Origin of the sequence: Deinococcus arboris, assembly GCF_009755355.1 — a bacterium.
GTDB lineage: Bacteria > Deinococcota > Deinococci > Deinococcales > Deinococcaceae > Deinococcus > Deinococcus betulae.
The window spans coordinates 35,780-61,020 of sequence record NZ_WQLB01000027.1; the positions used below are offsets into that span (position 1 = coordinate 35,780).

The 25,241-nt window shown below is 66.5% G+C and carries 26 protein-coding genes; 10 read left to right on the forward strand and 16 right to left on the reverse strand.

What is annotated here, in order from left to right; all coding sequences use genetic code 11:
• The first annotated feature begins 19 nt into the window (after positions 1-19).
• Both GO986_RS16685 and GO986_RS16690 read left to right on the forward strand, forming a co-directional pair.
• Complete coding sequence (locus GO986_RS16685; RefSeq protein WP_369409432.1) at positions 20-796, forward strand: DUF554 domain-containing protein; 777 nt, start codon at positions 20-22, stop codon at positions 794-796.
• A 497-nt stretch (positions 797-1,293) separates the two neighbouring features.
• Entirely contained in the window at positions 1,294-2,526 is a 1,233-nt protein-coding gene (locus tag GO986_RS16690; protein WP_157460432.1) for a DUF4384 domain-containing protein, read from the forward strand.
• 402 nt (positions 2,527-2,928) lie between these two features.
• Here GO986_RS16690 and nspC read toward each other — a convergent pair whose 3' ends face one another.
• From nspC to rpe, 5 genes are read right to left on the reverse strand one after another with little or no spacing between them, the layout of a single operon-like run.
• Positions 2,929-4,149 (reverse strand): carboxynorspermidine decarboxylase, encoded by a 1,221-nt coding sequence (gene nspC, locus GO986_RS16695; RefSeq protein WP_157460433.1) that lies wholly within the window; start codon positions 4,147-4,149, stop codon positions 2,929-2,931.
• A 29-nt stretch (positions 4,150-4,178) separates the two neighbouring features.
• A complete protein-coding gene (locus GO986_RS16700) occupies positions 4,179-5,942 on the reverse strand; it encodes a DUF4034 domain-containing protein (protein WP_157460434.1) in 1,764 nt (587 codons plus the stop codon).
• Between the two features lie 48 nt (positions 5,943-5,990).
• Positions 5,991-6,485, reverse strand: coding sequence for a DcrB-related protein (locus tag GO986_RS16705; protein WP_157460435.1), 495 nt, complete (start codon positions 6,483-6,485; stop codon positions 5,991-5,993).
• A 56-nt stretch (positions 6,486-6,541) separates the two neighbouring features.
• Positions 6,542-7,270 carry a 2-phosphosulfolactate phosphatase gene (locus GO986_RS16710; protein WP_157460436.1) on the reverse strand — a complete coding sequence of 243 codons (729 nt, stop codon included), beginning with the start codon at positions 7,268-7,270 and terminating at the stop codon, positions 6,542-6,544.
• A 3-nt stretch (positions 7,271-7,273) separates the two neighbouring features.
• Positions 7,274-7,948: a ribulose-phosphate 3-epimerase gene (gene rpe / locus GO986_RS16715; RefSeq protein ID WP_369409433.1), complete on the reverse strand. Its 675-nt coding sequence runs from the start codon at positions 7,946-7,948 to the stop codon at positions 7,274-7,276.
• Between the two features lie 136 nt (positions 7,949-8,084).
• Here rpe and scpA point away from each other — a divergent pair, with 136 nt between their 5' ends.
• Genes scpA through meaB form a run of 4 tightly spaced genes read left to right on the forward strand, consistent with a single transcriptional unit; the run spans position 8,085 to position 11,946 of the window.
• Complete coding sequence (gene scpA / locus GO986_RS16720) at positions 8,085-10,220, forward strand: methylmalonyl-CoA mutase (protein WP_157460438.1); 2,136 nt, start codon at positions 8,085-8,087, stop codon at positions 10,218-10,220.
• 53 nt (positions 10,221-10,273) lie between these two features.
• Positions 10,274-10,498 carry a hypothetical protein gene (locus GO986_RS16725; RefSeq protein ID WP_157460439.1) on the forward strand — a complete coding sequence of 75 codons (225 nt, stop codon included), beginning with the start codon at positions 10,274-10,276 and terminating at the stop codon, positions 10,496-10,498.
• Positions 10,495-10,956 (forward strand): hypothetical protein, encoded by a 462-nt coding sequence (locus GO986_RS16730; protein WP_157460440.1) that lies wholly within the window; start codon positions 10,495-10,497, stop codon positions 10,954-10,956. The genes GO986_RS16725 and GO986_RS16730 overlap by 4 nt, the downstream gene beginning before the upstream one ends.
• Before the next feature lie 21 nt (positions 10,957-10,977).
• Positions 10,978-11,946 (forward strand): methylmalonyl Co-A mutase-associated GTPase MeaB, encoded by a 969-nt coding sequence (gene meaB / locus GO986_RS16735; RefSeq protein WP_369409434.1) that lies wholly within the window; start codon positions 10,978-10,980, stop codon positions 11,944-11,946.
• Positions 11,947-12,125: 179 nt separating this feature from the next.
• On the opposite strand, the gene GO986_RS16740 is transcribed toward meaB, so the two are convergent.
• The 6 genes from GO986_RS16740 to GO986_RS16765 all read right to left on the reverse strand — a co-directional run bounded on the left by GO986_RS16740 (position 12,126) and on the right by GO986_RS16765 (position 16,565).
• On the reverse strand, positions 12,126-12,749 hold the full coding sequence (locus tag GO986_RS16740; protein ID WP_157460441.1) for a DNA-3-methyladenine glycosylase: 624 nt from the start codon (positions 12,747-12,749) through the stop codon (positions 12,126-12,128).
• A gap of 73 nt (positions 12,750-12,822) precedes the next feature.
• Positions 12,823-13,440, reverse strand: coding sequence for a DNA-3-methyladenine glycosylase (locus GO986_RS16745; protein WP_369409435.1), 618 nt, complete (start codon positions 13,438-13,440; stop codon positions 12,823-12,825).
• Positions 13,437-13,832, reverse strand: a complete 396-nt coding sequence (locus tag GO986_RS16750) for a hypothetical protein (RefSeq protein WP_157460443.1) — start codon at positions 13,830-13,832, stop codon at positions 13,437-13,439. The genes GO986_RS16745 and GO986_RS16750 overlap by 4 nt, the downstream gene beginning before the upstream one ends.
• Positions 13,833-13,837: 5 nt before the next feature.
• Complete coding sequence (locus GO986_RS16755) at positions 13,838-14,794, reverse strand: ABC transporter ATP-binding protein (RefSeq protein ID WP_157460444.1); 957 nt, start codon at positions 14,792-14,794, stop codon at positions 13,838-13,840.
• Positions 14,795-14,890: 96 nt separating this feature from the next.
• A complete protein-coding gene (locus tag GO986_RS16760; RefSeq protein WP_369409436.1) occupies positions 14,891-15,730 on the reverse strand; it encodes an ABC transporter permease in 840 nt (279 codons plus the stop codon).
• Entirely contained in the window at positions 15,723-16,565 is an 843-nt protein-coding gene (locus tag GO986_RS16765) for an ABC transporter permease (protein ID WP_157460445.1), read from the reverse strand. The genes GO986_RS16760 and GO986_RS16765 overlap by 8 nt, the downstream gene beginning before the upstream one ends.
• Before the next feature lie 147 nt (positions 16,566-16,712).
• Here GO986_RS16765 and GO986_RS16770 point away from each other — a divergent pair, with 147 nt between their 5' ends.
• A complete protein-coding gene (locus tag GO986_RS16770; RefSeq protein WP_369409437.1) occupies positions 16,713-17,561 on the forward strand; it encodes a DUF937 domain-containing protein in 849 nt (282 codons plus the stop codon).
• Positions 17,562-17,807: 246 nt separating this feature from the next.
• Here GO986_RS16770 and GO986_RS16775 read toward each other — a convergent pair whose 3' ends face one another.
• The 4 genes from GO986_RS16775 to GO986_RS22640 all read right to left on the reverse strand — a co-directional run bounded on the left by GO986_RS16775 (position 17,808) and on the right by GO986_RS22640 (position 21,365).
• The gene (locus tag GO986_RS16775; protein ID WP_157460446.1) at positions 17,808-18,479 is read right to left on the reverse strand and encodes an MIP/aquaporin family protein; all 672 of its coding nucleotides are present in this window, start codon (positions 18,477-18,479) and stop codon (positions 17,808-17,810) included.
• Positions 18,480-18,505: 26 nt separating this feature from the next.
• Positions 18,506-19,459, reverse strand: coding sequence for a cysteine synthase A (cysK, locus tag GO986_RS16780; RefSeq protein WP_157460447.1), 954 nt, complete (start codon positions 19,457-19,459; stop codon positions 18,506-18,508).
• A gap of 79 nt (positions 19,460-19,538) precedes the next feature.
• Positions 19,539-21,158 (reverse strand): PRC-barrel domain-containing protein, encoded by a 1,620-nt coding sequence (locus GO986_RS16785; RefSeq protein ID WP_157460448.1) that lies wholly within the window; start codon positions 21,156-21,158, stop codon positions 19,539-19,541.
• Positions 21,159-21,227: 69 nt separating this feature from the next.
• The gene (locus GO986_RS22640; protein WP_198170752.1) at positions 21,228-21,365 is read right to left on the reverse strand and encodes a hypothetical protein; all 138 of its coding nucleotides are present in this window, start codon (positions 21,363-21,365) and stop codon (positions 21,228-21,230) included.
• A gap of 139 nt (positions 21,366-21,504) precedes the next feature.
• Here GO986_RS22640 and GO986_RS16790 point away from each other — a divergent pair, with 139 nt between their 5' ends.
• From GO986_RS16790 to GO986_RS16800, 3 genes are all read left to right on the forward strand, one after another.
• Complete coding sequence (locus tag GO986_RS16790; protein ID WP_439648717.1) at positions 21,505-22,284, forward strand: DEAD/DEAH box helicase family protein; 780 nt, start codon at positions 21,505-21,507, stop codon at positions 22,282-22,284.
• On the forward strand, positions 22,281-23,369 hold the full coding sequence (locus GO986_RS16795; RefSeq protein ID WP_157460449.1) for an enolase C-terminal domain-like protein: 1,089 nt from the start codon (positions 22,281-22,283) through the stop codon (positions 23,367-23,369). Before GO986_RS16790 ends, GO986_RS16795 begins: the two co-directional genes overlap by 4 nt.
• Positions 23,370-23,859: 490 nt before the next feature.
• A complete protein-coding gene (locus GO986_RS16800; protein ID WP_232337855.1) occupies positions 23,860-24,117 on the forward strand; it encodes a hypothetical protein in 258 nt (85 codons plus the stop codon).
• 115 nt (positions 24,118-24,232) lie between these two features.
• Here GO986_RS16800 and GO986_RS16805 read toward each other — a convergent pair whose 3' ends face one another.
• Complete coding sequence (locus GO986_RS16805) at positions 24,233-24,715, reverse strand: hypothetical protein (protein ID WP_369409438.1); 483 nt, start codon at positions 24,713-24,715, stop codon at positions 24,233-24,235.
• Between the last annotated feature and the right edge of the window lie 526 nt (positions 24,716-25,241).

The window sequence follows — 25,241 nt, forward strand, 5'->3', positions numbered from 1 at the left end:
TGCGCCGCCCCGGTGCCGCGTGAGCCTGCTTGATCAGCTTTCGGGCACCCTGGTCAACGTGGGCACCGTGCTGGGGGGCACGGCCCTGGGCCTGCTGATTGGCCACCGCCTGCCCGAACGTACCCAGCGCACCCTGCTGCAAACCCTGAGTCTGGTGACGCTGTTTATCGGCCTGGACATGGCCGGCAGCCTGAACCGCGTTCAGGGCGGCGCGGTGCCCGGCGTGATTCTGGCCCTGGTCAGCCTGGCCCTCGGCGCGGTGCTGGGCGAGGCGCTGAACATTGAAGAGCGGCTGGAGCGCCTGGGAGACACCCTGAAACGTCGGTTCCGGGGCGGCGGCCGCTTTACGGAAGGCTTTGTGGCCGCCAGCCTGCTGTTCTGTATTGGCCCCATGACCGTGGTGGGCGGGTTGCAAAACGGCCTGACGGGCGACGCGTCAACCTACATCCTCAAAAGCACCCTGGACGGGATTGCCGCGCTGGCGCTGGCCGGCGCTTACGGCATCGGCGTGGGGTTCAGCGCTGTCACAGTGCTGCTGCTGCAGGGTGGGATTAGCCTGGCTGCCGGCGCCCTGGCAAGTGGGCTGCTGGGCGGCGCCGACCCCGACCTTCTGAAGACCAACCCCTACGTCCTGCTGGTCACGGGCGCGGGTGGCCTGACCATTATCGGCATCAGCTGGAACCTGATGCTGGCCGGGCTGGGTTTTGAAGACCGCCGGGTGCGGGTCGGCAGCCTCCTGCCGGCGTTGCTGCTGGCGCCGCTGGCCCTGTGGCTGGCCACCCGCCTGAGCAGCTGAGTACATGAGGACGAGGAGCAGTTTCATGCCAGGACTAGACCAGCAGCTTGCCCTTTTTAGAGAAGCGCCTCCTTCTCGTTCTCGAAAGTAGAGTGCGGCCGATTGCGAGGAGTCACAGTTGTTTTCTCCGTATTGCAGGCGAAACAGGTGAAGCCGACGAGGTCTGATCGGAAAGCGGCCGGCTCCCCCAGAGTTTGACCAGAGCCAGACCCTCCAAAGAGCCGAGGCAGCATGCCCCCTTCACGCGGAATACCAACTCCGTCACACTGCTGCGGTTGATCTGTACAACAGAGCGGGGCCATCTCGGATGTTGCAGCCTACCCCGGTTAGTTAGCCCTGGTCGAACTGGTCATCTCTAAGGGGAACCAAGCTCTCAAAACAACCCGCTCATTCTTGACAGACCCTTAAAGCGCTCTTGAGAAAGTCTTGCTGCAACAGTCTTTTTCAGTCTTCGGTCAGTTTTGTGCCTTACGGTGGCCCCATACCAAGGAGGCACCATGAACACGAAAGGCACCCTGACCCTGACTGCCCTGCTCGGCCTGAGCTTGGCCGCCGCCAGCCCCGCCAAGATTACTGCCCAGAGCATCATCGTGAACCCGGTCGAGACCAAGCTGAACGTTGAAGTCTGGGTGAACAAAGACGCCAGCGGCAAGGCCAATCCCACTTACCGCAAGGGCGAGCGCCTGAACGCTGCCGTAAAAACCAACCAGGACGCCTACGTGTACCTGTTTAATGTCAACGCCAACGGCGAGATTGACCTGTTTTATCCCAATAGTTACGAGGAAAGTAACTTCGTCAAGGCCGGCGTGACCCGGGTCTTTCCTCCTCAGGGCGCGAAATACACCCTGACGGTGGGCGGCCCCAATGGGCAGGACCGCCTGCTGGCACTGGCCAGCAAGAAAGAACTGGACCTGAATGACATTGCCCGCTTTGCCGAGAATCAGGGCTTTGCCGAGGTCCGGGTCAAGGGGCAGGACAATCTGGCCCGCGCCCTGAGCATCGTGGTCAATCCTCTGCCGGCCGACGGCTGGACCACAGACGTGGTGACCTTCCGGGTGGGCGGCACCCCCGTGCAGGGCAGCGCGACAGGCACGGTGACCGTGACGCCCGGCCAGGGCCAGTCCCCAGCACCCCAACCTCAGCCGCAGCCCACCCCCAACACCAGCATTGAGCCCGGTGAAAAACAGGACGGCAGCCGTGATCAGGCGATGGTTGACGCCTACGCACGCCTGAAGGGCGAAGAGAGCCTGGGCACCGCCACCACCTACGCCTTGGCCTGGGGCGACGGCCTGTGGCAGAAGTTCGGTGGGGTGGGCGCCTATGGGGACGCCGTGTTGCTGCACGCCAACGGGTCCAGCCGCTCTTATGCGGTGCACGGGGCGCTGCTGGAACGTTACCTGGCGCTGGCCAAGACCGAGAACGGGGGCGTGCGTCCTCCCAGCCGCCTGGGCTGGGCCGCCGGTGACGAGAAGGTCATTCCGCGCAACACCTACGGCACCAGCGGCCTGTACGGCTTTTTCCAAAGTGGTGCCCTATACGGCACCGAGAAGTACGGCACCTTCTGGCTCACAGGCGACGTCCTGAAGACCTATCAGGGTCTGGGCGGCAGCGGCTCTTTCCTGGGCTTTCCCACCCGCGACCAGTACCAGTTGAGCGGCGCCTGGGCGGCCGACTTTGAAGGCGGCACTATCCGCACCGTCAACGGCGTGCCGAAGGTGTACCGCAAGTAACCGGAAGCTATAAATGTTCAGCCCCCGGCCACTTGGCCGGGGTTTCTGCTGATGGTCGTGCAACGATCACCCCGGTCTCGCCTCCCGACCGGCCTGACTGAAGATGAGACAACCGATGAGAGTCGCCGGGGAGTCATTCAGCCATTCATCAGTCACGTGGTCTACACTGGCTTCAGTTCCAAGAGGTTAAGACCAATTTGATCTGTGTGCGGCTGGGCGCCGAGTGTGACCCAGCTCTGGCTTCTCCCGCTTCGTCCGCTGCAATGTGCGCGGCGGCCTGCGGGTTCCAATTGGCCCTGGGGCGTGGCCGGTCACGTTCCTCCGCTTCCTCGCCTCTCTTGCAGACTGAACAGGTTCCAGCAACTGCCGCGCCCCTGGCCAGGGCGCGGCTTGCTGTGCACTTCAGCTCAGTTTGGCCTTGAATTCTTCGTAGCCGAAGGTTTTGACACGCTCGTAAGCACCGTCCAGTTTCAGAATGCCGATATCGGGGTGCTTGACGCCGTTAAAAAAGGTCGTCTTGACCATCGTGTAATGAATCATGTCGTCAAAGACCACGCGGTCACCGATTGCCAGCGGCTGCTCAAAGACGTATTCGCCCACCACGTCACCGGCGAGGCAGGTGGTGCCGCCAATCAGGTAAGCGTGGCCGGGGGGGGCGTCCACCGCTTCCCGGTGGTCATGTTCGGGGGGATCGCCGGCACCCAAAATGCGGGGGCGGTAAGGCATTTCCAGCACATCCGGCATATGCGCCGACACAGAAATGTCCAGCAGCACAGCGTCTTTAACATTGTGCACCACGTCCAGCACGCTGCTGACCAGCCAGCCCGTCTGCCAGCCAAAAGCGCTGCCCGGCTCCAGGATGACGTGGACGCCCCACTTCTCCCGGAAGGCCCGTACCACCCGAATGAGGCGCGGAAGGTCGTAGCCCTCGCGGGTCATCAGGTGGCCGCCGCCGAAGTTGACCCATTTCACTTGCGTCAGCACATCACCGAAGTTGCGCTCCAACACCTCCAGGGTGCGCTCCAGGGTGTCACTGTCCTTCTCGCACAGGGTATGGAAGTGCAGGCCGTCCACGCCGTCCATCAGGTCAGCGCGAAATTCCCGGCGGGTAACCCCCAGGCGGGAAAAGGGGCCAGCGGGGTTATACAGGTCCGTTTCGACCTCGGCGTATTCAGGGTTGACGCGAATGCCGACGTGGATGGTCCGGCCTCCAGCCCGCGCCGCCTCGACCTGGGGCTTAAACCGCTGCCACTGCGAGAAGGAATTGAACACCAGGTGGTCGGCCAGTTCCAGAATGCGGGGAAAGTCCTCGTCGCTGTAGGCCGGAGCGTACACATGCACCTCGCCCTGCATTTCTTCCTTGGCCAGGAGCGCTTCGTTCAAGCTGCTGGCGGTGGCCCCGGTGATTCCATACTCGCGCAGCTGCGGGAAGGCCGACCACATGGAAAACCCCTTGAACGCCACAATAATCTGCGCCCCACTTTCGCGCTGCACGTGGGCAATCAGGGTGAGGTTGCGGCGCAGGCGCGATTCGTCCAGCACGAAGGCCGGACTGGGAATAGCCGTGAAGTCCACGGTGTCGGCCGGGGTCACGGCAGGAAGGATGAGGTCAGAAGCCGTCATGCTGCACAGGGTAACGGCTGAGGCAGGTGTCAGGGCTGAGTGGGCTCACGCTCCCTGACCTCTTGAAAGGTCACTCCGTCTTCGTGTCCTACTGACTTGACCTCGCCGCTCTGAAGCCGCTCCAGCACCCCGTATTCGGCGGACGTCAGGGAACGCGCCACTGGGGCGGGCGCCGAAGAATGGCTGCATGCCCGGAAGACCAGCACCACCCCCACAGCCAGGAGGAACCACGGGACGCGCAGGGGCCGCTCTTGGTCCTGCCGCCGCACCGAAGCCCCGCCCAACTGAGGCAGCCGCACCGCCCGCTGGGGCCGCAGGCGCAGCCGCCGTGCCCCGGCCTCCCAGTCCTGTTCCCTGGCCCGGTTCAGCACTTTCTGGGCGCCCGTATGCCCGGAGCCAGCCGCGCGCTCCAGCAGATGCTTGGCGTAATTCAGGCTGTCCTGAAGCGGCGGCGTGTTCACTGGCCGCAGCACGCTGTCTTCCCCAACTTCCACAAAGCCGGCGCGCAGTTGCTGGGCCAGTTCAAAACGGGCGTCGTTGTTACCGGCGTCGGCGGCGCGCAGCAGATACCGGTAGCGGGCGCGGTCTTCCAGATCGAACTGCTGCCGGAAAGCGGCAAACTCTCCGTACACGCGCCAGCTCATATCTGGGCTTCCCAGGTCAGCGGCCTTCAGCACATCTTCCCGCACCACGCCGGGGGGCCTCAGGGCGCCCAGTTCCACGAGCAGGTCGGCCGCTTCGCGGCTGCCTTCCTCGCGCGCCCGCAACAGCCAGGGCAGGGGGTCCGGCACCGCTGCGGCCGGCCCATGTAATTTCAGGCGGCCCAGGCCAACTGCGGCCTCGGTGTCGCCCTGTTCGGCGGCGCGCAGCAGCAGCGCGCCGACCCTGGGTGTCAGGGCTTCCAGGCCCTCCCAGGCGTAGATAAAAGACACCAGGGCGTTGCCTTCTATGCCTGCGTGCGGGTCCTGCTCGGCTGCCGTGAGGTACTGCTCCAGCGCCGCCCGCCGCTCGGCTGTGGCCCGCCCAGCCACCGTCATGGCCGTAAACAGCTGGTCAGCATGAAGCCCGCGCAAGTTCGCGGCCAGTTGCGCCCGCTCTACCGCCCGGACGTAATCTTTCGCAAAGGACATGGCGTGGTGCGACATCCGGGCATGAAACTCAGCCCACAGGCGCTGCACATCGCCTTCAGAAAGCTGGCCTCCGTCCTGCTGCTGGCGAACGAAGGCCAGCATCTGGGCCTCGCTGCCGCCCCACTCCTCGCGCAAGTGCAGCAGCATCGCGCGCCGCAGGGCCAGGCTGTGGGGATTGCCGCGCAGTCCCTCGGTCAACCAGTCTGGGTACTGCTGGCTTTCCACATCCTGAACAGAGACCTGGCACCCCTGGCTGTTGGCGGCCAGCCCCACCACCATCCAGGCCGCCAGCGGGTTGGCGCTCAGGGTCACCGCGTGGCGCGCACAGGCGGTGGCCTGCTCGGTGAAATGCCGCAGGCCCCGCCAGCCCTGATCGCTGACGTGACTCGACATGGCCTCGCCGCGTGCGTCCCAGGCACGGGCCAGGAGCCACTGAGCCAGCGCCACATGCGCCGGATAAGAGCCCACGTGCGCTTCCATCCATTCTCCAAACTGTTCGCCCAGAGCCGGGTCAGGATTCTGGAACGCTTGAAAGGCGTTCAGCAGGTCGCGCTCAGCCAACTGGCCCGCCTCAAACTGTTCCTGAAGTCTGCTCAGGTGCTCTTGCAGGGCGCCGTACTGGTGGGTGCGCAGCTGGTGTAGAAGATTAGGCGCAGCATTCATCAAGTCTTGATGCTAGCGCCTGACCTCCCTGTGGACCTCAAGACATGCTTACTTCAGGACCTTGAAGCCTTTGACGAACGCGACATTAACCGGCGACAGCTTCGTTTCTTGACCCTGAAGGGTCGTCGCCGTAATGACATACGCCTTGGTGCCCTTCACGGCATAAGTCGAGATGAAATAGAGCTTGTATTGCCCCTGGCGCCCCGTGTAAGCCACCTGATTGCCATTCAGGCCACCCACGCTCACGGTCTTATTGCCCAGCACCTTACCGTCGGTGATGAGCTGACCGATCTGCGCCACGCTGAGCTTGTGATAGGCGGCCTGGGTGGTGCCCGCCGGGACTGTCTGCACAATGACGTTGATGTTGGGGGCAAACCCGTTCGAGGGCGGCGCCGCAAAGACCACCGCTGTGCCGGGATACGTACCCTGTTTCCAGCCGGACGGCGCCGTAGCCGAAAACGTTCCAGAGGCGTCTTTGTAGGTGGCGGCGTGGGCCACACTGGTCAGCAGAACAAGGGCAGCTGTCAGGCGCAAAGCAGTCATGAGCGCAGCGTAATGGACAGACCCTGACCGCAGGCACAGACCTAGAAGCCCATGTCTTAACCTGCCGTGAACCTGAGGGTACCTTCTGGCGGGTCGCCGTCCAGGGTCAGGGCCGGGACCAGCGTGCTGGTGCTCAGGCCAGCGGCGAAGCGTACATCTTCGCCCAGGCCGAGGCGGCCGAGATGCTGACCGTGCCCGCTGCTGCTCAGGGCTTCCAGAGGATTGCCGCTGTTGCGCCGCACGGTCAGGGCGATGCGGGCGCCGTCATCCACGGTGAATTCGCCCATCGCCAGCAGGTACTCCGCCAGAACGCCGGCCGCATACACATCTTCCAGGCCCACCTGTCCGTCTGTGCCTGCGCACACGATGGCGATCTCTTCAGTGGCAGTGGCGCGGGCGCGGCGGGCCGCCGCGTGGGCGTTGGTCAGGGCCGCCAGGAAAATGTGCTTGCCAGTCTGGGCCGCCGTATGGGCCGCGCCCGTGCCGTTGGTGGTGTTCATGACGACCGTACGGCCCGTGAAATTCTGGCCCGTCGCCTCGACAGGACTGTTGCCAAAGTCAAAGCCTGGGATAGGCAGGCCGCCGCGCTCGCCGCCCAGCAGGTAGGGACTGCCGTCTTCACCGCCGCGCAGGGCCAGGGCCACGTCTGGGGTGGCCGTCAGCAGCAGGGCGTCGGCGCCGCGCTCCAGGTAGGTGACGGCCGTGGTGGTGGCGCGCAGCACATCAATCACCAGCACCACATCGGGATACTGGCCATGCGGCAACAAATCGACGCGCAGGCGCATGGCTTACTTCAGCGCCTCGCGCAGGCGTTCGAGCCCCGCCTGGGCCCCGTCTTTGCCGTACACGGCGCTGCCCGCCACCAGATTGTCAGCCCCCGCGTGGACCACCGCGCGGGCATTGGCGGCGCTGACGCCGCCGTCCACCTGCAACTCGGCGGCGCTGCCCAGTTCGTCCAGCCAGCGGCGCACGGTGCGGATGCGCTCCAGACTCTGCGGAATGAACTTCTGACCGCCAAAGCCGGGATTGACGCTCATGATCAGCACGAGGTCCACATCGGCCAGCACCGGACGCAGGGCTTCAAGTGGCGTTCCCGGATTGAGAGTCACACCCGCCTGCTTGCCCAGTTCCTTGATCTGCTGCACGGCGCGGTGGATATGCGCTGTGGCTTCCACATGCACCGTCAGGCTGTCTGCCCCGGCCTCGGCAAAGTCCTTGAGATAGCGCTCGGGCCGCTCAATCATTAGGTGAACGTCCATGTGCAGCGGACTGGCGGCGCGGGCCGCGGCCAGGATAGGCAGACCGAACGAGATGTTGGGCACGAAGGCGCCGTCCATCACGTCCACATGGGCCCAGTCAGCACTCTCAATGGCGCGCAGTTCCTCACCCAGCCGGGTGAAATCGCAGGCGAGGATGCTCGGCGCGAGTTTGACGCGGCGGGCGGCAGGGGCGGGAAGGGTCACGCCCACTATTCTAACAGTTCTTACATTTTCTATGAACAGATTCACAGGACGTTTTTTATGACCAGACGAAACTGCCCGTTTCCAAACGCCCGTTAGGCAGGCCGTGGCATCATGGGAGGGAACGGAGGCACCCACCATGACCCACCCCCCCGCCGACCTGAGCGCCTGGAAAGCGCTGGCGAGCAAAGACCTGAAGGGCGCTGACCCCGCGCGCCTCAACCGCGAGACCCCCGAGGGCCTGACCCTCAAACCCCTGTACACTGCTGCCGACCTAGACGGCGTGGACGCCGACACGCTGCCGGGCCTGCCGCCCTTCACGCGCGGGCCGCGCGCCACCATGTACGCCGCGCGGCCCTGGACCATTCGGCAGTATGCGGGCTTCTCGACCGCCGAGGCGTCCAACGCCTTTTACCGGCGCAACCTGGCCGCCGGGCAAAAGGGCCTGTCGGTGGCCTTTGACCTGGCCACCCACCGCGGCTACGACAGCGACCATCCGCGCGTGGTGGGCGATGTGGGCAAGGCCGGCGTGGCGATTGACTCTGTCGAGGACATGAAGATTCTCTTTGACGGCATTCCGCTCAGCGAGATGTCGGTGTCCATGACCATGAACGGCGCCGTGCTGCCCATTCTGGCCGGCTATATCGTGGCGGGGCTGGAGCAAGGAGCGCGGCTGGACGAGTTGTCGGGCACCATCCAGAACGACATCCTCAAAGAGTTCATGGTGCGCAACACGTACATTTATCCGCCGACACCGTCCATGCGGATCATTGCCGACATCATCGAATTCACGGCCAAAGAGATGCCGCGCTTTAACTCCATCTCGATTTCGGGCTACCACATCCAGGAAGCCGGCGCGAACGCCGCGCTGGAACTGGCCTACACCCTGGCCGACGGGGTGGAGTACGTGAAGGCCGCGCTGGCCAAGGGCCTGACGATTGACGACTTTGCTGGCCGCCTGAGCTTTTTCTTCGGCATTGGCATGAACTTTTACACCGAGGTGGCCAAGTTGCGCGCCGCCCGGCTGCTGTGGAGCGAACTGATGGCGCAGTTTGGGCCCACAAAGCCCATGAGCCGCGCCCTGCGCACCCACTGCCAGACTTCAGGCTGGTCGCTGACCGAGCAGGACCCGTACAACAACGTCATCCGCACGACCATAGAGGCGATGGCGGCGGTGTTCGGCGGCACCCAGAGCCTGCACACCAACTCGTTTGACGAGGCGATTGGGCTGCCCACCGACTTCTCGGCGCGGATTGCCCGAAACACGCAGCTGGTCTTGCAGGAAGAAACGGGCATCCCGCAGGTGGTGGACCCCTGGGGCGGCAGCTACCTGATGGAGCGCCTGACGCATGACCTGGCCGAAAAAGCCCGCGAATTGATGCGCGAGGTTGAGGGGCTGGGCGGGATGGCCAAAGCCATTGAAAGCGGGATTCCCAAGCTGAGGATTGAGGAAAGTGCCGCCCGCAAACAGGCCCGAATTGACCGGGGCGAGGACGTGATTGTGGGCGTCAACAAGTACCGCCCCAGCGCCGATACGCCTGTGGACGTACTGGATATTGACAACGCCGCCGTGCGTGAAGCGCAGATTGCCCGGCTGGACCGGGTGCGCGCGGGACGGGACCCGCAGGCGGTTCAAGCCGCCCTGGACGCCCTGGAAGAGGCTGCCCGTACGGGCGAAGGCAACCTGCTGGCTCTGAGTGTCACCGCCATGCAGGCCCGCTGTACGGTGGGCGAGGTGTCGGGCGCTCTGGAGCGGGTCTGGGGCCGTCACTCGGCGGAGATCCGCACCCTGTCGGGCGTATACGCCGCTGGCTACGAGGGTGACGAGGGCTTTGCCAGCCTACAAGGCGAGATTGAGCAGTTTGCCGAAACGGAAGGCCGCCGCCCCCGCATTCTGGTGGTCAAGATGGGGCAGGACGGTCATGACCGGGGGGCCAAGGTGATTGCCACCGGCTTTGCCGATCTGGGCTTTGATGTGGACGTGGGCCCACTGTTTCAGACCCCGGAAGAAGCCGCGCGCCAGGCGATTGAGAACGACGTGCATGTGGTGGGCGTCAGCAGCCAGGCGGCGGGCCACAAAACGCTGGTGCCGCAGCTGATTGAAGCGCTGCGGACCGAAGGCGCCGGGGACATTCTGGTCGTGGTGGGCGGCGTGATTCCGCAGCAGGATTATCCGGCTCTGCGCGCCGCCGGGGCGGCGGGCATCTTCGGGCCGGGCACGCCAATTCTGCACAGCGCCCGCGAGGTGCTGCGGCTGCTGGGAGACCGCGCATAAGCAGTTCGCCGCCACTGCACCAGCCCTGGCGACTGGCCGGCACCCTGGGCGTGGTGCTGGGCCTGGTCGGGCTGGTCCTTGGCGGTTTGCTGACTCTGCCAGGCCTGGGCCTGGGCTTCTTGCTGCTGGCGGGCGGCGGCCCCGAGGTGCTGAACGACGCGCCCGACGTTGGCCCCGGCCTGCTGCTGATGCAAGGGGGGTTCTGGCTGTGTGTGCTGGGGATCGGCTGCCTGGGCGTTTCGCCGTGGCGTGACCCCAAAGGCCCAGCGCACCCATGACCACCGCGCCGCGCAACCCGGCCGCAGGACACGCCGTATTGGGCGCCATGAAACCGTTGCTGCTGGCTGCCTGTACCCTTCTGACTCTGGCAAGTGCCCAGGGTCTGCCGCCCGTGCCGTATACCAAAGCCCCAGCGGTTTCTTCGGTGGGTGGCCTGAAAGCCTGTCAGGTGGGCGAGACCCGCTACTTGCTGGACCGGGCCGGGCAGGTGCGCAGCCTGGACTACGCCCGCCTCGTCCCCGACAACACCCTGCGCGTGCGCCAGAGCTACGACCGCGCCGGCCGCCTGACCGGCGTGCAGGTGCAGTGGACGGGCTTTGTGGGGCGCCTGCTGGACGTGCGCGGCGCTTTCGACGCGCGGGGGCGGCTGGTCAAGGAAACGGGCTTTCGCCGGGAGGGCATCACGGCGCCGCTGCGCTCTTACCTGCGGCCACTGCCCAAAGGACTGAAGTGCTGAGGGCCCACAGGCCGGGGCACCGTGCCTGAGCTTCACCCGCTGACCTCTCCCCTCCTGGCGGGCAACCGGCGGGCGCTGGCCAAAGCGATTACGCTGACCGAAAGCACCCGCCCAGACCACGAGCAAGACGCGCAGACCCTGCTGGCCGAGGTTCTGCCCCAGGCCGGGCGCTCCATTCGTCTGGGCCTGACCGGCGTGCCCGGCGTGGGCAAAAGCACCTTTATTGAGGGGCTGGGCCTGATGCTCGTGGGCGCTGGGCACCGGGTGGCTGTCCTGGCGGTTGACCCCAGCAGCGCGCGCACCGGCGGCTCCATCATGGGCGACAAGACGCGCATGCCGGGGCTGACGGTTCACCCCCGGGCCTTTATTCGCCCCAGCCCCAGCCGGGGCACCCTGGGCGGCGTGGCGCGGCGCACCCGCGAGGCCATCACGCTATGCGAGGCCGCCGGCTACGACGTGGTGCTGGTCGAGACCGTGGGCGTGGGGCAGAGTGAAACGCAGGTGGCCGCCATGACCGACCTGTTTCTGCTGCTGACCCTGCCCAACGCCGGCGACGAGTTGCAGGGCATCAAGCGCGGGATTATGGAACTGGCTGACCTGTGCGTGGTGAATAAGGCCGACCTCAACCCGCAGGCGGCGGTGCGCGCCCAGACCGAGCTGCGCACCGCCCTGACCCTGCTGACACCCCACGACGCCCCGTGGCGTCCGCTGGCCCTGCGCGCCTCGGCGCTGACGGGTGAAGGGCTGGACGATCTCTGGGCCGCTGTCAAGCGCTACCACGAGACGGTGGATCTGCCTGCCAAGCGCCGCGCCCAGACGGCTGTGTGGTTTGACGAGCTGCTGCGCGAGGCCGCGTGGCGGGCCTTTCAGGCGGGCGTAGACCCGGCGCGGCTCCAGGCGCTCCGCGCGCAAGTCGAGACCGGTCACCTGACCGCCGTGCAGGGTGTCGCGGCGCTGCTGGGGGACGAGCGCAAGAATGCTCATCTATAAAGGAAGCCGCGTTGGATGGCCCTGACAGCGCCCACCATGGCCACTCGCTCGGCAAGGCTCTCAATACCGACTGTCTCGTGTAGCCTCTCTCGTCCCTCACTCCAGAACGATTCAAGGTCATCACCTTTGGCCGGGCTGAGTGCTCTTGTCAGGATAACCGGATGGCCCCGGAGCAGGCTTCAGGCGCTGGGCTTTCCTGGGGACACCCACGGATTTCCACCTATTAAAAACCGCCACGGCAACTCTGCGCCCCGCCGAAGGCCCACGCGGGCAGTGATGGTGACCTCTTCCTCAGGAACCTCAGCACCGGGCACAAGGTAAAACGCTGGGCCATTGATCGGCTCGCCGCGCAGCTCTGGCCCCAGGTGCAGGGCCTGGACCAGCTTGGCGGGGCCGTTCGTCAGGTCCACGCGGCGCTTGACCGCGCGGCGCTCTCGCATACGGTCCTCGCCCAGCAGGGGCTCGGCGGCGCGCACCAGAATGGACGCCTGCACACCCTCGGGACGGCAAATGACATTCAGCAGCGGCTGGTCATAGGCGAGGTGAAAGTACACCCGCCCCGGAGGTCCGGCCATCATGACGGCGGCGCCGGGCAGGCGGGCAATCACATGGCAGCTCGGGTCGCGCGGGCAGTCGTAAGCCTCGGTTTCCACGATGCGGGCGGCCAGGGTCACGCCGTCTGGCAGCACCCGCACCAGCACAGCCCCCAGCAGCGCGCGGGCAACCAGCACCGGGTCCCCGGCAAAGAAGTCTGGCCCCAGCGCCTGCTCGCGCGGGTAAGCCACAGAAGGCGGAAACAGCATGAGGCAGGCTAGAGAACAGCGGCCCGGCCTCTGCCCTTACCCAGCTCAAGGTGTCTTGACCTTCTCCCGGTCGTCAGCCCTGCCCCACCAGGTCCATGCTGGGCAGGGCAGGCGAGACCCAGGGGTTGCCCCTGACTGTAAAGCGCCAGGGCAGATGGCGGCCTTCCTTGATGCCCACGCGGGCGGTCACGCGCACGGCCTCATCGGTCAGGGGCGTGTCGGGGGGCAGCAGATGCAGGGCTGGGCTGTTTACGGGCGTCCCCGACACCTGCGCCGGGTTCAGGCCCAGGGCATAGACCAGTTTGGCAGGCCCGTTGGTCAGGTCGCGTTCGCGGGTGACGGGGCGGAAGCTGAGCATCTGGCCCAGGCCCTCCTGCGGTTCCAGGGCGCGAATCAGCACACTGGCCGCCACGCCCGCCGGGCGGCATGACACCTGAAGCAGCGGATGACCGTGGGCTGTCCAGAACAGCCAGTGGCCAGCGGCAATGGCCATCTCGGCGCTGCGGGCCGCGTGAAAACGGCCTGCGGTGCAGGCGGGGTCGCGGGGGCAATCGTAGGCTTCGACCTCCACAATGCGCCCACTTAGGCGCTCGCCCGTGTCGAGCACCCGGACCAGAGTGCCGCCCAGCAGGTCGCGGGCAATCCGCACCGGGTCACCTTCAAAGTGGGCTGGGAATAAGGTGGGGGTCACGCGCGGGGATGACGGGCACTGTGCAGGCTCAGGAACACGGCGGACATTAACACGCCCGCAGCCATGAGAAGCATTCCCCCATCCATCCAGCCCAGGGCCTCCTGACGGACGAGTCGCAGGGCTGATCCCGACACCATGAATGGCACCCAGGCAACCGCCAGGGGCACCGCCAGAGCGGTCTCAGGATGGACCTGATGCCCACGGACCTGGCCAGCCCAGATCAAGCCGACAAAGGGAGATAAAGCCAGGACCCAGCGCAAAGGGCGGTGGTCCGACGGCACCAGCAGAGCCGCCGCAAAGAAGCTCAGCGCTGCGCCCATCACACCCAGCATCAGCACCGCCGCACTGACGCTGGGCGGGGGCCCCCGGTACGTTTCTCCTGGCCTGGTCATTCCCTCTACCCTACCGCCCGGCGCAGCAACCCGCCCTCGTAAATGCGGCGGATGGTGGCTTCGATATTCGGCTCCTGCACCGTCAGGTCGCGCACCGGGGCGTGGGCCGTCACCAGGGCAATCGGCCCCGCCGCCGCGCCACTGAAGGCGTAGCGCGCGCGCGGACCATCGGTGCCCAGCAGCGTCAGGCCCGGCACCTGAGGCTCGGCGGGGGGCGCCTCGTATTCCACATGAAGTTCGCGCCCCTGGCCGTAGCGGGCCTGAAGCGGTCCCAGATCTCCGTCATAGAGGAGCTGGCCGTGATCAATAATCAGGACGCGCCGGGCCAGCCGCTCCACGTCGCCCAGGTCATGCGTGGTGAGCAGCACCGTGACGCCGCGCTGAGCATTGATGTGCGCCACAAATTCGCGGATTCGCTCCTTGGCGACCACATCCAGGCCCACAGTGGGCTCGTCCAGAAACAGGAGTTCGGGGTCGTGCAGCAGGGCAGCGGCCAGGTCGGCGCGCATCCGCTGGCCCAGACTGAGGGCGCGGGCCGGCGTCGCCAGAAACGGCCCCAGGCCCAGCAGATCGGTAAAGAGGCGCAGGTTCTCGGTGTGCCGGGCAGCAGGCACGCGGTAGACGTGACGCAGCAGGTCCAGACTGTCGCGCACGGGCAGGTCCCACCACAGGGTCGTGCGCTGCCCGAACACCGCCCCCAGCCGGGCCACATGTGCCCGCCGGGCTTTCCAGGGCACCAAGCCGCCCACGGTCACTTCCCCGCTGTCGGGGACCAGCAGCCCGGTCAGGATTTTGACGGTGGTGCTTTTGCCCGCGCCGTTTGGTCCCAGGTAACCCACAACCTCGCCGGGCTGCACGGTAAACGAGATGTCCCGCACCGCCTCGTGGACGCGCCGCTGAGGCCGGAGCCAGGAGCCGCCCTGCGCCGTAAAGGTCTTGCGGAGGTTCTGAACGTGAATCATGGAAAGCTCCTTTGCAGCGAGTGGTCAGAGGTCAGGAGGAAGTGGACAGAGCAGAAATCCTCTGTCTACTGACCAGTTCCTCCTCACCCCTCACCTTCAGGTTCCGGTGCCCTGATAGCGGCGCACACCCACGCGCCAGAAGACGAACGCAGCGGCCAGCAGAAGCGGCCCGACCAGCGGTGACAGGAAGGCGGCCGCCGGGGGCAAGCCGTCGGGCAGAGGACGGCCCAGGATGTGCAGCACGGGAAAATAAGACAGAAACGCGGCGGGAATGACGTAGGTAAAGGTCTTGCGCAGCCACTGGCCGTAGATGTCCATGGGGTAGCTGATGAGTGTGCGCCCGCCGTAGGTCAGCACGTTCATGGCTTCCACGCTGTCCACGGTCCAGAAGGTCAGCGTGCCGCCAATGACAAAGAGGCCGCCAAAAAAGCAGATCATGCCCAGCACGCTGCCCGTCAGCAGCAGCGCGTCGCCAAAGGTCCAGGCATGGGCAGTGTGAATCAAGCCGTAGCCCAGGACGGCGGCGGCCAGCCCAATTCGCGCCACCCGGCGCAGGGCAAAGTCAGAGCCGAACACCTGCACGACCAGCGGCACCGGGCGCAGCAAAAACGTGGAGAAACTGCCTGCACGCACGTGGGCCGAGAGGTTGGGAGCGTCAAAGCCGCCAAACAGCAGGTCCATCAGCACGAAGGCCAGTTCGGCCAGGCCGTACAGCAGGGCAATCTCGCCCAGGCTCCAGCCGCCCAGGCCGCCAAAGCGGGGCAGGACCAGGGCCAGCGCGGCAAATTCGGCGGCGGTAATCAGCATGGTTCCCAGGGCGTCCAGCAGCAGCGCCGTGCGGTAGGTCGCCTGAGAGCGCACCTGTGCGCCCAGCAGCCGCAGGTACAGCGCCCCGTGATGCGCCGCCTCGGCCCGGAGCCCGGCGGCCCTAGCCACCCGCCACCTCCAGGCGGCGCAGCCCCCGGTGCAGGGTCAGGGCCGTGACGGCCAGCAGCCCCAGCGCCCAGGCCAGTTGAATGCCCAGCGCCGCCCAAGCCGCCGCGCCGGTCTTGACGCCCACCCAGACCTCGACCACCGTGTTCAGCATGGCCGGAAACGGTGTCCAGGCGAGCCACGCCTGAAACCAGTCTGGAAAGAACGCCAGCGGCATCAAAAAGCCGCAGCCCAGCCCCAGCAGCGCCCAGGCGAAGCGGCCAAACCCGGCGGCGTCCGGCGACCAGAAGGCCGCGCAGTTGACCAGGAACCGGAACAGGAAGCCGCAGGCCCAGGCCAGCACGATGCTCAGGGCCGTCTGGACCCAGCCCAGGGCACCCGCCGGCCACGTCAGGTCCCAGAACAGTTCAAAGAGCAGCAGCATGGGCACGCCGCGCAGCAACAACTGGCCCCAGGCGCGCCCGGCGTCCTGCGCCGCCCAGAAGAGCAGCAGGTTCAGGGGCCGCAGCAGGTCGGTGGCCACCTCGCCCCGGTGGACGGTGCGCATAAAGTCGGTCCAGCCGAACAGGCTCAGGGCCATGATGAACGTCTGGGTCAGGCCGATGTAGGTCACCGCGTCCTGTACGGTGTAGCCGGCCACCTGTGGGCGCAGTCCAAACAGGGCCAGCAGCACCGCCACCCGCAGAAATCCAAAAAACGTGTTGGTGATCAGTCCCCACAGCGCCGCCTGCGGGTAAGCGAACTGCCGCCGGAACCCCAGCCGGGCCACCGCCCAGGGCAGGGCCGCAGACGGCAGGACAGCGCCCCCAGCGCGCGCCGGCGCAGGTGCAGTGGTCATACGTTTCCCCCTCTTTCCAGCATGCCGAACCGGAAGCCCCCAGGGTAGCGGCGCCAGGCCAGACCAGGAAATACGCCGCTTGGCGGAGAGGGTGAGGCAGAGTCACCCCCAACTCGGCGCGCTGCCGCCCTTCTTCCTGCGGCCTGCATGACATTGATGCGTCAGCCCTGGGGGCTGTCATCAGGATTTCCTGAACGCACGCCGCACGCCCCGCTCAGCCCGGCGACCTACGCTAAGGCCCGCATCAAGCCACAGGAGGCGCACATCATGATGGATATTTTGAACCAGCTGGGCGGCCTGAGCGGCGCCGGACAGACCCTTGGCGGGCAACTGGGCACCAGCCCGCAGCAGACACAGTCGGCCGTCGAAGCGGCGCTGCCGCTGCTGCTGGGCGCCCTGACCCGCAACGCCACTCAGCCGGGGGGCCTGGACGCCCTGAGCGGCGCCCTGGACCGCCACGACGGCTCGGCGCTGGGCGCTTTTGGGCAGGGACAGTTGCCCGACACGGCCGACGGTCAGAAGATTCTGGGGCATGTGTTTGGCGGCCAGCAGACGCAGGCCGCGCAGGCGGTGGGCCGCCGCGCCGGCATTGACCCGCAGCTGGCCATGCAACTGCTGACCATGCTGGCCCCGCTGGTGCTGGGGTATCTCAGCCGCCAGCGGCAGGGCCAGGCGGGCGGCGCCCAGCCCCAGGGCGGCGGCCTGGGCAGCATTCTGGGTGGGCTCCTGGGCGGCTCCGGCGACAACCTGGGCGGCCTGCTCGGGGGCCTCCTGGGCGGTGGGCAGCCGGCCCCCCAGCCCAGCCCTGACCCCTCCCGTCAGGGCGGCAGCGTCCTGGGCGGTGGCCAGGTGATTCCGGGCTTTCCCAGTCAGGGTGGGGCCCAGACCGGCGGCGGCTCGGGTGACCTGTTCGGCACCCTGAACCGTGCGCTGGACCGGGACGGCGACGGCGGCGCGCTGGATGACCTGATTGGCATGTTTGGCGGCCGGCGGTAGAGGACGGCAGCCAAGAGAGCAGGCGGACCGTTCTCGTCCGCCTGCTCTTTCTGGGTTGACTGGAGAAACTTCCCTTCAGCGACTCTCCCTCATACGGATTCCGTCTGTTTCGTTTACAAATCGGAACAGAACCGATTTGCAAACTCCACGCCCGGAACCCGTTTTGCTCCTTCTCGCTCTGCTGCGCAGCTTTGCAAGTCCGCTCGGATTGAATCGTTTTTGCCAACGATTCAATCCGAGTTCGTATCAGTTCATGGCTTCCGGAACGGGGCGGGGTTTCAGGCCCTCGGTGAAGTTGGCGATTAGGGCGCCCAGCGCCGCCCCCAGCAGCGGGGCCAGCCAGTACAGCCAGTGGGCGCCCCACTCGCCCGAGACCAGCGCCGGGCCAAACGACCGGGCGGGATTCATGGCGGCGCCGGTCAGGGGACCGGCCGCCAGAATGTCGGCCACGATGGTCAGGCCCACAATCAGGCCGCCCAGCACATGCCGCTGATGAATGGCGACCTTGACGACCACCAGCACCAGAAACGCAGTGGCGATGACTTCTGCCAGAAAGCCGCCGCCCACAGACACGCCGCTGCCCAGGGCAGGAAGACCAAACCCAGCCGCGTCCAGGCGCGCCGGGCCAGCCACCCCCAGGGCGGCCGCCGCACCCAGGGCCGCCCCGGCCAACTGCGCCGGAACAAACGCCAGTGTGGTGCGCCAGTCCTGATGCCCGGTCAGGCTGAGGGCAAAGCTGACCGCCGGGTTGAATTGGCCGCCGCTGACGGTCCCCAGCGCCATGGCCATAACGGCGATGGCCAGGCCATGGGCAAAAGCCACCCCCAGTAACCCCGCATTGTTGGCGATGGCCAACACCCCGATAAACACGAGGGCAAAGGTGCCCACCGCTTCCGCCACTAACTTCTGAGGCAACATGAGAATAAGTTTAACCCACGGCCTCTCTAGCCCAGCCGCTCGCGCGAACGCGGCGCGTAGCCGGGCGGCGTGTCTTCCTGGCCGGCAAACAGGCTGGTGGTGAGGTAGCGCGCCCCGGTGTCGCAGGCGATGGTGGCCACCCGCTTGCCTGGCCCCAGGCGGCGGGCCACCTGAAGCGCGGCCCAGACCATCGCGCCGCTGCTCATGCCCACGAAGACGCCCTCCTGCTGGGCCAGGCGGCGGGCCAGCGGGTAGGCGTCTTCTTCCCAGACCTCGACCACCTCGTCAATCACAGAGCGGTCCAGATTGGCCGGAATAAAGCCGGGCCCCATGCCCTGAAAACCGTGCGTGCCCATCTCGCCGCCGCCCAGCACGTTGCTGCGGGCAGGCTCACAGGCGATGACCTGCACCTGTGGGTTTTGCCGTTTCAGAAAGCGGCCCACCCCGCTGATGGTGCCGCCCGTGCCGCTGCCGTACACAAAAGCGTCAAGGCGCCCGTCCATCTGGGCCCACAGCTCAGGCCCGGTGGTGGCCTCGTGGGTGGCGGGGTTGGCGGGATTGGCAAACTGATTCATCATGACGGCGCCGCGCTCCTGCACGATCCGCTCGGCTTCCTCAATGGCGGCCAGCATGCGCCGCGCGGGGTCGGTCAGCACCAGTTCGGCGCCGTAAGCCACCAGGGTGCGCCGCCGCTCCTCACTCATGCTGGCGGGCATACACAGAATGAGCCGGTAACCCTTGGCCGCCGCCACCTGCGCGAGCCCGATGCCGGTGTTGCCGCTGGTCGGCTCCACGATGGTGCCGCCTGGGGTCAGGACGCCCCGGCGCTCGGCGTCCTCAATGAGCCCCAGGGCCGTGCGGTCCTTGATGCTGCCGCCTGGGTTCTGGCCCTCCAATTTCACAAATACGTCGGCCATCCCGTCCTCAACCACGCGCGACAGTTGCAAGAGAGGGGTGTGACCGATGAACGACTGAATCATGGCCCCAGCATAGGCGCTGCGGGCCATCCATAAAAACGCTGCACCCACCAGACGGCAGGTGCAGCAGGGAGGGACGCGCTTAGCTGGGCCGCTCGGCCGACGCCTGGGGCGGCGTTACCGTGTCGGCCTGACTGTCCAGCGCGGCCTCGCCGTGCGCGGCGGGGCGGCTGGCCAGCGGGTCAATCTCGGGCTGATCCTTGTTGACGCTGCTCACCAGGATGTCCAGCACATCGCCGTCGCGGGCCGCCTGCACCGCCTTGTGGGTCACGATTTCCCCGATGTTCAGGATAATGGTGTCGTCCGGCGCCAGAATCACGCGGGTGACGGGGCGGCCCAGGGCGTCGCGCACCCGGCTTTCCAGGGCGTCCTGCTGACGCTGCTCGATGGCGCCCTCGGCCTGGTCACGCCGGTCACCCAGCCAGGCTTTGGCGCGGTCCAGCAGGTTGCTGGCGCCCTCGGAGACCGTGCTCACGGTGCTGGTCTCAGCCGGGCGCGCACCGCCAGTCGTCGCGGCAATCAGCGCCTGCTCGGCGCCGACGTGGCGGGCGCGGTCAGCGATTGCCGGGGTCACAATCTGGCCAGTGGCCGCCACGATGCTGCCACCCGGTGCCCGCACATCGCTCTTGACGCGGCGACCAATAGTGGCTTCCACCGTGTTGGGGTCGGCCTGCTGACGGTCCCGGTAGGACTGCACGCCTTCCTGAATGGCGCCGCCGGTGGCCGTGGCCGTCAGGGCTGCCAGACGCCCAGTGGCCTCGGCGCGGTCAGCCTGGTGCTGGGTGATGGTCGCGCCGGCCGGCACAATGACCTCGCCGGTGTCGGTGGCGACCTCACTGCGGGCCGTCTTGCCCACCACGTAGGCTTTCTGCCGCTCGGCGGTGGCGCCTTTCACGTCCTCGTAGGACTCCTGCACGCGGTCACGGGCGCTGCCGTAGGCGTCGGCCAAGGCGCCGCCCGTCGCAGCGGTGGCCAGGGCGGTCAGCTTGCCGGCTGCCTCGGCCTCGTCGGCGTGCGCGGCGGTGATGGTCTCGCCCTTGGCCACGATCAGGCGCTCGTCCTCGGCGTGAATATCGCCGCCCGCCGTCTTGCCGATCACGTATTCCTTCTGGCGCTCCTTGGTGGCTTCAGCAATGTTCTGGTACGCCCCACTGATGCTGCTGCCGGCCGAGGCCAGGGCGCCCCTAAGGCCGCCGTCATCCTGTTCTTCCATCGCCTGCGCGACCGCTGGGGGCACCAGCGCCGTGTCCACGCCAATCTGCACCTGCTCGGGGGCGGGGACGAAGGTGCGCCCGCTGCTCAGGTCGGCAAACAGGCCGCCGGTCGCCTCGTAGCCTTCCACACGGCCTGAATGCTCGTCGAAAAACACGTCGGCAATCTTGCCCAGGTTGTGGCCGTCCGTGGTCAGCAGCGTCAGGCCCACCAGGCTGACCTTGCTGTCCAGGGCGTCTTTCAGGCGGCCATCCTCGCGGGTGGTGGCCACATCGGCGTGGGTGCCGATCATGATGGCGTCCTCGCCAATGCTGCGGATGCGGTCAAACGGCACCACCTTGGCCGCGCTGAACCAGCCGCCCTCGTCGACCAGCAGCCCCAGGACCTGATTGGCCTGGTGGTCAAACACCACGTCATGCACCCGGTCAATGTGTTCGCCGCTGTCCACAGCGATAATCGTGCGGCCGAGAATATCCTTGCCTTTAATCATAAAGTGACGCTCCAGTAAGGGAAAAAGAACGTGGGGAAGTCAGGTGGGCTAAGAAGGGACCAGGCCCCTTTAGATAAACCCGAGGTCAAGGAGTCCCTGCGGCTTGAGGTACAGGAAGTACAGCAGCAGGAACAGCACCAGCACAACGATGACGGCCAGCAGCACTTTGCCACCGCCACCGCCCGAGTTGCCTTTGAGTCGCGTCATGAGTGCCTCCACGCGCAGTGTAGGAAGCGGGCGCGGGCCTGCCATCTGGCAGACGTTACCCCCGCTTGACTCAACCTTGGCCTGCTCTTTAGACAAGCCGGGCAGCCTGGCCCCGCACCCAGCCGTTACCCTGCGGGATGTGAGTGCCGACCTTCCTTATTTGCGCGCCGCCCCGCCAGCGCCTGGCCCCCAGGAGGCCCGGCTGGCCGACCTGCCCCTGACCGTCCTGGTGGGGGTGACGGGCGTGGGCAAAAGCACGGCCCTGGCCGCTCTGGGTGCGGGCATACGGCTGCTGCCTGACCGGCGCGAGGTCACCGACGCCGTGATGATTGCCCCGCTGGCCGGCGGGCCGGTGCGTGACCGTGAGCAGCGCTTTGCCCTGACGGCGCGCTACCGCCAGACCCACCCCGGCGGCATGGCTCAGGCCCTGGGGTCGCTGCTGGCCGATACCGGGCACTGGCAGGGGCCACTGGTGTTTGACGGCCTGCGCGGGCTGGACGAGGTGCGGTATGCCGCCCAGACCTTTGCGGCGTGGCGCTTTGTGGCGCTGGGCGCCCCGGATGCGGTGCGGGTGCGGCGTCTGCTGGGCCGCGCCGACGCCTTTGACCAGCTGGGCGCCGCCGCGCTGGGCCACGATCTGCGCGCCGACCTGGCCGCGCTGGACGGCGCCGGAACAGTGTTCTCGGCAGCCGAGCTGGACAGTCTGGCGGCGCTGCCCGCAGACGGCTTTGCCCCGGCCGAGGTGCTGGCCAAGACCCGGATTGTGCTGTCCGAGCGGCGACACTACGACCCAGCCGCTGCAGAGGCGTTTCTGCTCACCTTGCCCCCCGAACGGGCACTAGTGCTAGACACCGTGGCCCTGGCGCCAGCCGGGGTGGCGGCGGCGATTCAGGGGTGGGCGAACGGGGGCCGCGCATGAGTGCGCCCACCGTCGCGCGGGTGCAGGGCCTGCCCTACCGCCTTCCGCTGACCTCGGCCCTCGCCTGGGGCGCCCACGCGGCCCTGAATGCCGCCGAGCATGTGCTGGTGCAGGTCACCCTGTCGGACGGCACGGTGGGCCTGGCTGAAGCGACCCCGCGCCCCACGATTTACGGCGAGACGCCCGCCAGTGTGGTGGCGATCCTGGCCCACCTAGAGGCGGGGCTGGCCGGGGTGCCGATCACGGATGAGGCAGCCTTAAACCGTGTCCGGAACAGCGTGGCGAACAACCACACAGCTCGGGGCGCGCTGGACATGGCCCTCCACGACGCCCGTGCCCGCGCGCAGGGGCAAAGCCTCCTTGACCACTGGCTGGGGCCGCAGCCACGGGTGCGCGTCAGCTTCATTCTGGGCATTGCACCGCCCGCCGAGATGCTGGCCGAGGCCCGGCGCGTCGTGGAGGCCGGCGTGCGCTGCCTGAAAGTCAAGGTGGGCCGCGACCACCGCCGCGACCTGGACGTCATTGCCACCCTGCGCCGCGAGTTTGGTCAGGATGTTCAGCTGTACGCCGACAGCAATGAAACCCTGACCCCCGACACCGCCCCCGCCGCCCTGGACGCCATGCGTGAGGCGGGGCTGATGTATGTCGAAGAACCTCTGCCAGCCCGCGACTTAAAGGCGCGCGCCACTCTGCATGCTCAGGGGCGCCTGCCGATCGTGGCCGACGACTCGTGCTTTACCCCCGCCGACCTGGCCCGCGAACTGGACTTTGACACCTTTGACGTTTTGAACGTCAAGACGGCCCGCAACGGCTTTACGGACGGCCACGCCATGCTGCGCGCGGCGGCTGGTCGAGGCAAGCGAGGCATGGTGGGCTCCCAGGCCAGCACCGGGCTGGGCACCCTGCACGCCGCGCTGCTGGCGACCCAGGCCGAGGTCACCGAGCCCTGCGAGCTGAGCTTTGTGCTGAAGTTGCAAGATGACCTGCTCAACGCGCCCATTGAGTTTCAGGACGGCTGGCTGGATGTGGCCGGGCTGCGCGACCATGCCCTGGATCCGGCCAAGCTCCGCCGCTACCGCCTCTAATTGCTGCGAGCGGCGACCAGTTCCACTCTGGGGTTGGGGGCGCCCCTCTCTTGCACATCCGCCGCCGTCTTTTACCAGCACTCGCTTCATTGGCCTCAGAACGGTTGAGCGGAAGCTCCTTTCAATCGCTGTTCAGGCAACCAAAGTCCATGACGGCAAGAGGCAGCGGCGTAGGCAGAAGTGAAGGGCGAACGGCACTCCTCAACCGAACTGGCCGCCGCTGTCAGAACGGTTAAGGGTGATGACCAGGAGCCGCTCTGGGCAGCGCCGTCAGACGGTTTCTGTCCATTGCCGCAACATCTGGGAAGGCGCCAGACAGTTCTCCACTCTCTGGACATTCTTCTCTGCCCCTCCCAGTTGGGTCACACTCGAAACGGGTTCAGGATTTGCTCCGATGCGGCCCGACTTGTCTACACGACCCTCTGGCGCCTCAGACAAAGGTCATAGGCCTGTCAGAACTGGCGGCCAATAATGAGGCATGGCTCAAGAGATGCTTAACGCTCTGCTGCTGCCGCTGCTGTTCAGCATGGCGAGCGGCACCTTTATCTTTCTGTACCGTCCCGAACAGCGTGGTCAGGGCCTGCTGATTCTGACGCTGTTTCAACTGGTAGGCGCGGCCGGCTACGCCATGCAGCCCACGACGGAACTGCTGGCCCTGCTCAGCGCGCACGCCCTGGCCGTCTTGGTGATGCTGACGCGCCACTTGCAGACCCCAGTGCCCGTGCCTCAAGCCAGCCGCGACCAATAAATTGACGGACACGAGGGGGCATGGGTCAGCTGATCCAGTGCCCTTCTTGCTGCGGAAGCGCCAGCCCACCTGACAGCCCACCTCCGCTCCAATAGCCTCTTCAACAGGGCCCGCTTTACACAGCGTTCTCGGCCGTCATCAGCAGGCGCACGCAGGTTTCCATGCCTCGCAGCACAGGGGGACTGCGCAGACAGGCCACCAAGGCGCGCGTCGCCTGATGTTCACTGCCGCCCAGCGCCCCCTGCAGCGCCTCCTGAACCTGCGGGTGCAGGCGGTGGGTGCGGGTAAACAGCAGGTTCAGCAGCAGGTCGTCTACGCCCAGCCGGGCGCGCAGCTCGCCGTCTGGTGTGCAAGTCTGCACTTGTAGGCGTCCCCAGGGGTCCAGCGTCAGCGAGGTCAGGACCGGTAAGCCCGCGCGGCGGCTGACATGTTCGGCGGTGGGCAGCAGTGCCCCTACCAGATTGGTCGCCAGACTACGGCCCAGCAGGGTCAGGCGCGCCGGGTCGTCCACTGTGACATGCAGGGTCTGGGTCAGGTGTCGGGCCAGGGTGTCGCCCTCGGCCAGCAGCGCTGCCTGAATCTCGTCGGGAAAAGTCACGGCTTATGGTGGCAGAGGAGCGCTCAGGAAGTTGGGCGTGGGAAGTAGGGAGTGGACAAGGCGTTCTGGACGGCTCACCAGAGCTCTGCAACTGCTGAGAGACATTTGCAACGTTGTCGTGATGTGGCCTGTCATATCCGTGACAGCCGGGAGATTTGCAGCTCCCTTCCAATTGAGGCGCAAGACCTATCCCGTTGCCTCTGCAGATGCAAAGAGCTGGTCCAGCCTGCTCCGCAGCGTTGCCAACCTGCTCGGAGCAAGTGTCTCAAGCGTAATGGAATATTTCGGAACCGCTCTTACAGCCGGGCCCGGAGCCGCCAAGAAGCATAAATCTCAACGGCTCTGAGGCGAATCCGCAAGAGACAGTGACAGAAGTGGAATTGAGGGGCGCCCCTGGCTCCAGAAGAGAACTTGCCGCCGCTGTTATTGATCGCGGCATAAATTCATATCGAACAATTGTTGTGGCAGCCCGACGTATCGCACACGCTGCCACGCCCCCACCAGCTTCTGCTTCAACATCCCGACC